Source organism: Sphingopyxis sp., from assembly GCF_016463645.1.
In the GTDB taxonomy this organism is placed as follows: domain Bacteria; phylum Pseudomonadota; class Alphaproteobacteria; order Sphingomonadales; family Sphingomonadaceae; genus Sphingopyxis.
Genome location: NZ_JAEMQX010000152.1, coordinates 1 through 7981 on the forward strand (window position 1 = coordinate 1; position 7981 = coordinate 7981).

6 protein-coding genes and 1 pseudogene are annotated in these 7981 nt (G+C 63.8%); 5 read left to right on the forward strand and 2 right to left on the reverse strand.

Translation table 11 applies throughout. The features are described 5' to 3' along the window. The 5 genes and pseudogenes from JHC57_RS19625 to JHC57_RS19645 all read left to right on the forward strand — a co-directional run. Positions 1 to 492 (forward strand): annotated as a pseudogene (locus JHC57_RS19625) (glycosyltransferase family 2 protein); the annotation flags it as partial. Beyond that, positions 489 to 2162, forward strand: coding sequence for a hypothetical protein (locus JHC57_RS19630; RefSeq protein WP_294032260.1), 1674 nt, complete (start codon positions 489 to 491; stop codon positions 2160 to 2162). The pseudogene JHC57_RS19625 and the gene JHC57_RS19630, both read left to right, overlap by 4 nt. A gap of 146 nt (positions 2163 to 2308) precedes the next feature. Then, on the forward strand, positions 2309 to 3160 hold the full coding sequence (locus JHC57_RS19635) for a lysylphosphatidylglycerol synthase domain-containing protein (protein WP_294032262.1): 852 nt from the start codon (positions 2309 to 2311) through the stop codon (positions 3158 to 3160). Beyond that, on the forward strand, positions 3150 to 3845 hold the full coding sequence (locus JHC57_RS19640; RefSeq protein ID WP_294032264.1) for a class I SAM-dependent methyltransferase: 696 nt from the start codon (positions 3150 to 3152) through the stop codon (positions 3843 to 3845). The genes JHC57_RS19635 and JHC57_RS19640 overlap by 11 nt, the downstream gene beginning before the upstream one ends. A 98-nt stretch (positions 3846 to 3943) precedes the next feature. Further along, positions 3944 to 5008, forward strand: a complete 1065-nt coding sequence (locus JHC57_RS19645; RefSeq protein ID WP_294032266.1) for a glycosyltransferase family 4 protein — start codon at positions 3944 to 3946, stop codon at positions 5006 to 5008. Between the two features lie 13 nt (positions 5009 to 5021). Here the strand turns inward: JHC57_RS19645 and ptsP are convergent, their stop codons facing one another. Next, positions 5022 to 7319, reverse strand: a complete 2298-nt coding sequence (gene ptsP, locus JHC57_RS19650; RefSeq protein ID WP_294032268.1) for a phosphoenolpyruvate--protein phosphotransferase — start codon at positions 7317 to 7319, stop codon at positions 5022 to 5024. A 96-nt stretch (positions 7320 to 7415) separates the two neighbouring features. After that, positions 7416 to 7981 (reverse strand): hypothetical protein (locus JHC57_RS19655; protein ID WP_294032269.1); only part of this gene is annotated, 566 nt, incomplete at its 5' end.

Genomic DNA, 7981 nt, shown 5'->3' on the forward strand with positions numbered 1-7981 from the left:
TTCAGCTATACGACCGACATGCTGATCCAGGCCGGGCGCAAGCGCCTGTCGATCCTGAGCGTGCCGATCCGTACCAATGCGACGCTGCGCCCGTCGCGCCTGTTCAAATCGATCCCGCGCTTCATCGTCAACACCGGCATCACGATGGCGCGCGCCTATACGACCTATAATCCGCTGCGCGCCTTCGTCGGGCTCGGGCTGGGTATCGCGTTCGTCGGCGTCGTGCCGATCGTGCGCTTCCTGATCTTCTATCTTCAGGGCGACGGCGACGGGCATATTCAGTCGCTGGTGATCGGCGGGGTGCTGCTCGTGCTCGGCGTGATGGTCGCGGTGATGGGTCTGCTTGCCGACCTGATCGCGGCGAACCGCAAGCTCATCGAGGCGGGGCTTGTCCGTCTGCACCGGATCGAGGCGCGTTTCGATGCGATGGAGGCGGAGGCGACCGATCCCGCGGCCGCCGTGAGCCCGCGCAAGAAGGGGGGCGCGCGTTGACCGTGGCGTCTGCGATGCATTTGCACGATCGCGCGTCGCGGCTGCGCCGCCCGACGGCCATGCAGCTGGTGTGCGCGATGCTCGCGTTCGTCATTCTGCTCCAGGTCGAACTCGTTTTTTCCAAGAGCGTGAACTGGGATGAGTTTTTCCATTTCAGCCAGATTCACCAGCATCTTCTCGGGCGTCCGTCGCCATGGTTGCAGGCGCCCTTTGTCGCACTGTTTTCGTGGGTGCCGGCGCTGCCCGGTGACAATATCGATCACATACAACTGATCCGGCTGCTCACGCTTCCGTTCGAACTGGTCACGGTCGCCGCTATCGCGGCCATGGCGAGCCGGTTTGGCGACCACGAAACGGCGCTGCTTTGCGGGCTGATCTACGCAACCGGCGGCTATGTCTTCCTGCATGCCTTCGCGCTGCGTGCCGACACGATTGCCGCGGCGCTGCTGATGGTGGCGCTGTGGCTGGGCCTGTGCCGCCCCCTCCGCGCGATGGAAATCGCGGCAATCGTCCTTCTCGTCAGCCTTGCTTTCGTCTCGACCATCAAGGCCGTTCTTTATGCGCCCGCGTTTCTCGGGGTCGCCCTGTTCCGGCTTGAAAAACCCGCCCACCGCTGGGCGCTGGCGGGCGCGGCATCGCTCGCCGTTTTCGCGGGGCTGTTGCTGCTCTGGCTCGCGCCCGCTTTGCCCGAAACCGGTCTCGCCGCGATCTTGTACGATATCGGGCAGTTGGGCCGGCTTTCGATCGACCGGATGTTTTCCGCGGGGGTGTTTCCCCAAGGCGGATGGCTCGTGCGACAGCTCGCCTTTGCCCCGCTGCTTTCGATCGCGATCCTCGCTGCGCTCCTCTATGCCTGCTGGCGCGGCCGCGGCTGGAGGGATAGAATCCTCTTCCTTTCGCTCCTTGCGCCGCTCGCGACCGTGGCGATCTATCGCAATGCCTTTCCCTATCATTATGCCTTCATCCTGCCGCCGGCCGCAGTTGCGATCGCACCGGTGATCGGCTGGTTGCGCCAGCGCTACGGGGTTGTCGCCGTGGCCTTCCTTCCGCTCGTCGGCGCGATTTTGCTATCCGTCACCCAAGATCGCGACATCCTGCCGCGACAGCGGGTCATCCAGACGGGCATCCATATGATCTTTCCCGTTCCGGTCACCTATATCGACAACAGCGGCATGGCGGGCGATTTCCCGCGCGCGGTGAATCAATTCGCCAGCGGATGGGCGCTCGAGAATTACTTCCGTTCGGGCCAGCCGGTTTACAGCCAAGCGCTCGCTGCCGAGCCGGTCCCGATGCTGCTGGCCAATAATGTGGTTCTGCAGGACCTCTTCCACGATACATTTTTCGACGGTCGCCTCCTCCATGACGACGACAAGGTCCTGCGCGAGAATTATATTCCGCACTGGGGACGCGTGTTCGTCGCCGGAAAGACCATCGCGCCGGGCGAAAGGCAGATCGCGGTCGAGATCGCCGTTCCGGGCCGTTATACGGTCGAAGGGGGAGGCATCGATATTGACGGACGACATTATGCCGCTGGCAGCGTCGTCGCGCTGGCGAGGGGGACGCACATGGTGTCGGGGCGACGTACGGCCCAGGTGACACTGCGCTGGGGCGACCATCTGGCCCGGCCGCCCTTCGCTTGGCCGAAACAATCCTATCTTTCGGAATATTGAAGAGCGTTCGGTATATGGAGGATGTTGACTTTCCGGCGCGGAGCCTCGGAACCGGAGCGCCCGGTAACACGCCGGACATCGCTCCGGGCCGAAGCGAAACGGGATCCCGCCTGTCACCGAAAGGCCCGATATATCTTGCCGGAACCTTGCTGTTTCTGCTCAGCCTCGTCTATGTCGGCAAATTCGCGATCGAGAACCGGTCTTCTCTGGGGCAGAATCTCGACGTCGGACCGGCCACGCTGATCTTGGCTGCGCTTCTCTACGCGCTGACGCACATCAGCTCCTCTGCCGCCTGGATGGCGGGGCTCCGGGGCATGGGACACCCATTGCGCTTCTGGACGGGCACGCGGGTCAGCCTCGTCGCCCAGATCGCCAAGTATTTGCCCGGAAATATCGCGCACTATGTCGCGCGGGCCGGACTGGCGAGGCCTTTGGGCGTTCAATTGTCCAGCAGCGGGCTGGCGACGGCGGTCGAAGTTATCGCAACGCTGATCGCGGCGGCGCTCGTCGCATCGGTGGCGCTTGCCTTGTCGCCCGAGCCCATTGCGGCAATCGATGCCGCTCTGGCGGATCGGGTGGCGCCTGCCGTTTTTGTTATCGGCGGCGCGTTTCTGACGATCGGAGGCTTGCTCCGCTGGATGCGCGTGCCGCTACGCGCGGTTGCCGCGGCGGCGGCCTGGCTCGTCGTCAGTTTTCTGCTCATTGGCCTATCGTTTCACGCGATCGTCACGGCGGTCGCGTCGGTGGCGCTGCCACCGATGTCGACGATAGGTGTTTTTGCCGTCGCATGGGCCGCTGGCTATGTCGTTCCGGGGGCACCGGCCGGGCTGGGAATACGCGAAGCCATCCTTGTGGCATGGCTCGGTCCGATGGTCGGGGGCGGCGCGGCGATTGCGTGTGCGGCGCTGCATCGTTTCGTGACCGCGATCGTCGATGCCATTGCCGCGCTCGTCGGCTATTGGCTGTTGCATGGACGAAAGGTGGGCAATGTCACTTAACGGCCACGCGGTAACAGACCGGACGTCGCGCTCGATCAAGGCGCGAAAGATAGAAGCTCTGCTGGGAGGGAATCTCGCGGGCCTCAACCTTCTCGATCTCGGTACGGGATCGGGGGTCCTCGCCGATTATTTTCACGAACGCGGCGCGCATGTCGTGGCCGCCGACCGCGACGCGGATTTCTATTGCGGCTCGCTGCCGCTCACGATGATCGAAGGGACGACCTTGCCGTTCGACTCCCATCGGTTCGACTTGGTGGTTTTCAACCACGTAATTGAGCATGTCGGCGATGTCGAAGAACAGAAAGCCGTGCTTGCGGAGATCCGGCGGATACTGAAACCCGGAGGGCGTCTCTATCTTGCCGTTCCGAACAAGTGGGCGTTGATTGAACCTCATTTTCAATTGCCTCTGCTCGGTGCCTTGCCGCGTCCGATTGCCAATCGGCTGGTGCGCTGGAGCGGGAAGGGACAGGGTTATGACTGCTATCCGTTATCGCTGTCGCAACTCGTGGCTATGTTGGGGAAGTGTTTTTCCGTTGTCGAGGATCGTTCGCCGGAGGCCGTTGCCTGGCTTGTCGACAATGAATTGCACGGGCTGCCGCGCGCCGGGATGCAGATGGTGCCATCCGCTATTCTCGAATGGTTGCGCCCCGCCTATCCCAGCTTCGTCATGCTCTGCCATGACTGACATTGTCTTTGCCGCAAGGGGATTGGGCAGGCGGGCTCGTTCGTCTTCACGGGACGTTACCGGCCTTCGCCGGCGCCTGAACGCCGCGTGAGCAGGGGATGGCGAAGACGATCCGGTACGTCACGCGCAAATGGCCGCCTGCAATGGGGGGGATGGAAACCTATTCTCTCAAACTTACCGACGCACTACGAGAGATGAAGCCACTGGCGGTCATGGCATTGCCCGGACGTCCTGACGGTCGCCCACCAACGATGCCAAAGCTGTTGGCATTTGGGTTTCGCACATCGATTCGCCTGCTGATCGATGCCGCCCCATCTTCCGTCGTTCATCTTGGAGATATGGCACTCTGGCCGCTGGGTCTTTTTGCGCGCCTGCGTTCGCGGCAGACGCAGGTGGTACTTTCTGCACACGGCACGGATGTCGCGTATCATCGACGCGGCGGATTGAAAGGGCACGCCTACGGATATTACCTGCGGCTGGGAGCGCGCCTCCTGATTCAGGCAAAAGTCATCGCCAATTCGGAGGCGACACGCGTCGTCTCGATGGAAACCGGATGGCGCCGTATCGATGTCGTCCCGTTGGCCACGCATCTTTCCGGTCCGCCACCGGACGGTGGCAGCGAGCCCTTCATTCTGTTTGCCGGACGGCTGGTCGAACGGAAAGGATGTGCTTGGTTCATCCGAAATGTGCTTCCTGCGCTGCCCGAACATCTTCGGTTGAAGGTTGCGGGCACCGGCTGGGATGAGAGCGAGTGGCGAGCGCTCGACAACTCTCGCGTCGATTTTTTGGGCAATCTTGATGGCGAAGCGCTCGTCGAGGCCTATCGGCGCGCCTGTTGTGTCGTGGTGCCGAACATAGAGCCCCGGTCCGGCGAATATGAGGGTTTCGGCCTGGTCGCAACCGAGGCGGCGGCGGCCGGAGGTGTCGTCGTGGCGTCGCGCACGGGCGGTTTGGTACAGGCCGTCGAAGAGGGCGTCACCGGTATGCTGGTGGCCGCGGGGGACGTGCCCCAATGGCAAGGGGCGATCGATCGAATCCTTTCATGGACCGTCGAGGAGAGACGGGCCTTTCTGTCGAGGTCGATGGAATTCTGCCAAGCCTATTATAGTTGGGACCGCGTTGCGCGCGAGACGCTTGGTGTCTATGAACGGGAGTTTTCCTAGGACGGAGCGCTCGTCAATCGCCCAGATCGACCCGATGCTGCTGTGCCCATGCCTGATATTGGCCGCGCGGATTGGTCGAGGGTTGCGCGAGGATCGCCGCCATGTCGGCGCGGAGCGCGCCGAGGTCGAGCGACCGGATCATCGCCTTCACCGGCCCGACTCCGGCTGGAGTTATCGACAGGCGTTCGATGCCGAGGCCAAGCAGCGCCATCGCCTCCAATGGGCGGCCGCCCATTTCGCCGCAGACGCCGAGCGCCACTTTCGATCCCGATACGGTACGGACGATGCGCGCGAGAAACCGCATTACGATCGGCGACAGCCAGTCGTATCGCTCGGCCAGCCGCGGATGCGCACGGTCGGCGGCGAAGAGGAACTGGGTCAGGTCGTTGGTGCCGATCGACAGGAAATCGAGGTGCGGCAGCATCAGGTCGAGCGTCTCGACGAGGCCCGGCACCTCGAGCATCGCGCCGTAGCGGATCGCGACAGGCAGTTTCTTGTTATGCTGCGCCAGCCACGCGCGCTGGCCGACGAACAGCTCGCGCGCCGCCTCATATTCCCATGGCTCCGACACCATCGGGAACATGACGTTGAGCGTGCGACCCGCCGCGGCCTCCATCAGCGCCCGCGCCTGGACTTTGAGCAGTCCCTCGCGTTCGAGCGCGAGGCGCAGCGCGCGCCAGCCCATCGCGGGATTTTCCTCCTGCGCAGTGTCGCGGACATTCATATAGGGCAGCGCCTTGTCGCCGCCGATGTCGACCGTGCGAAAGATCACCGGCCGGTCGCCTGCCGCATCGAGCACATCGCGGTAGAGTCGCTGCTGGCGATCGCGCGATGGCAGCGTGGCCGACACGAGAAACTGGAACTCGGTCCGGAACAGGCCGATCCCGCGCGCGCCTGTCAGATCCAGCGCCGCGACATCCTCGCGCAGACCGGCGTTGATCATCAGTTCGATCGGCACGCCATCCTTGGTGACTGCGGGCAGATCACGTAGCGCGGCGAGGTTGGCGCGGCGCTTCTGCGAAATCTCTAGCTTGGCATCGAAGGCATCCTGCACCGCCTGCGTCGGGCGGACATGCAGCTGTCCGGCGGCGGCGTCGATGAGCAGCAGATCGCCCTCGCGGATCGACGCGCGGACGTCGCTGACGCGTCCGATGACCGGAACGCCCATCGCGCGCGCGACGATGATCACGTGCGCGGTCAGCGATCCTTCCTCGAGCACGACACCCTTCAGTCGCCGGCGGTCATATTCGAGCAGCTCGGCCGGGCCGAGGTTGCGCGCGATCAGGATCGAATCCTGACGGAGACCTATTTGCGCGGCGGTGCCCATCTGGCCCGAAACGATGCGGATCAGCCGGTTCGACAGATCCTCGAGGTCGTGCATGCGATCGCGCAGCAGCGGGTCGTCGATCTGGCGCATGCGCATGCGGGTGCGCTGCTGGACGCGTTCGATCGCCGCCTCGGCGGTGAGGCCGCTGTCGATCGCTTCGTTGATCCGGCGCGACCAGCCCTCGTCGTAGGCGAACATCTTGTAGGTCTCGATGACCTCCTCATGCTCGCCGCCGACGCCGAAATCGGCCGAACTCGCCATGCGGTCGATCTGTTCGCGCATCTTGTCGAACGCGGCATACACGCGATGGCGCTCGGCCTCGATATCGTCGGCGACCGTATGTTCGATCGTGATGCGCGGCTGATGGAACACCGCGACCCCGGCGCCCATGCCGTCGACCAGCTTCTGGCCGTTGAGCCGCTGCGCCGACTGGTCAGCGGCGGCGGCATCCACGCGTGCGGCGGTGTCGACCAGGTCGGCATTGGCGATCAATTCGGACAGTACCATCGCGACGGTCTGCAGCGTTTCGATCTCGATATCGTCATAGCGGCGCGGATCGCTGTGCTGGACGCACAGCACGCCGACCGCACGCTCGCGGCGGATGATCGGGACGCCGGCAAAACTGTGGAACAATTCCTCGCCCGTTTCGGGGCGATAGGAAAAGTCAGGGTGGGCGGCGGCTTCGTCGAGGTTCAGCGTCTCGATCTGGTCGGCGATCATGCCGACAAGGCCTTCGCCGAGGCCAAGACGCGTGACGTGAACCGCCTCCTGCTTCAGCCCGCGCGTGGCATAGAGTTCGAGCGCTCCGTCGCGGAGCAGATAGATCGAGCAGACCTCGCTATCGAGGCATTCGCCGATAATCCCGACAACCTGGTTGAGCTTGCCCTGCGCATTGACGCGCGACGCCATGACCTCGTGCAACCGGGTCAGGATGGTGCGCGCTGACTGGGCGGCTGACGAGGGTGGAGGCGGGGCGTTGGTCATCGCAATCCTGCTAACAGAAGGATGCGGTGAGCGCCAATACCCCGCGCGCGTTTGTCCCATCTATTCCCGCCCGTCGCGCGGGCAGGCAAGCGTCGTTCAGTGGTTGCTCGCCGGGACCGTTCCCGCGATAGTCGATGTTCCTGTCGGCTGAACCGGGGTCGCCGGGACGCCATATGCCGGTACGGCGGCCGGACGCGGGGCGTATTGGGCGTCCCATGCGACCACATCCGACTGATATTTGGCATAGGCTTCGTAGAATTCGCTGAACGGTTCATCGAGCCGCGCCAAGTGCGCGGGCGCCTGCTCGACGATCTGCGCGGTCGGTGTCGACGAGACGATCTGCGCGATTTCGTTGGCGCGCGTGCAGAAGCCGCGCTGCGCTGGCGGCTGCGCGAAATAGTTGAACAGCTGTGTCGACAGCCGGTCGCGCGGCGCGATGCCGTTGTTCTTGTTTTCCTTGCCGAGCTGCGTGATCACCGACTTCTCGGTCGACTTGATCACCTTGCCGTGCGTCTTGATGATATTGTTATACGCCGAAACGAGCGTCGTTTCCTCAAGGCCGCGGCAACCGATCGCGGCAACGTTGAGCCCGATCTTGAGCTGCCAGAAGGCGCGGTCGCCCGTCACGCCGCTGTTCGCGGTGACGAAGCGGCCGTCGATAC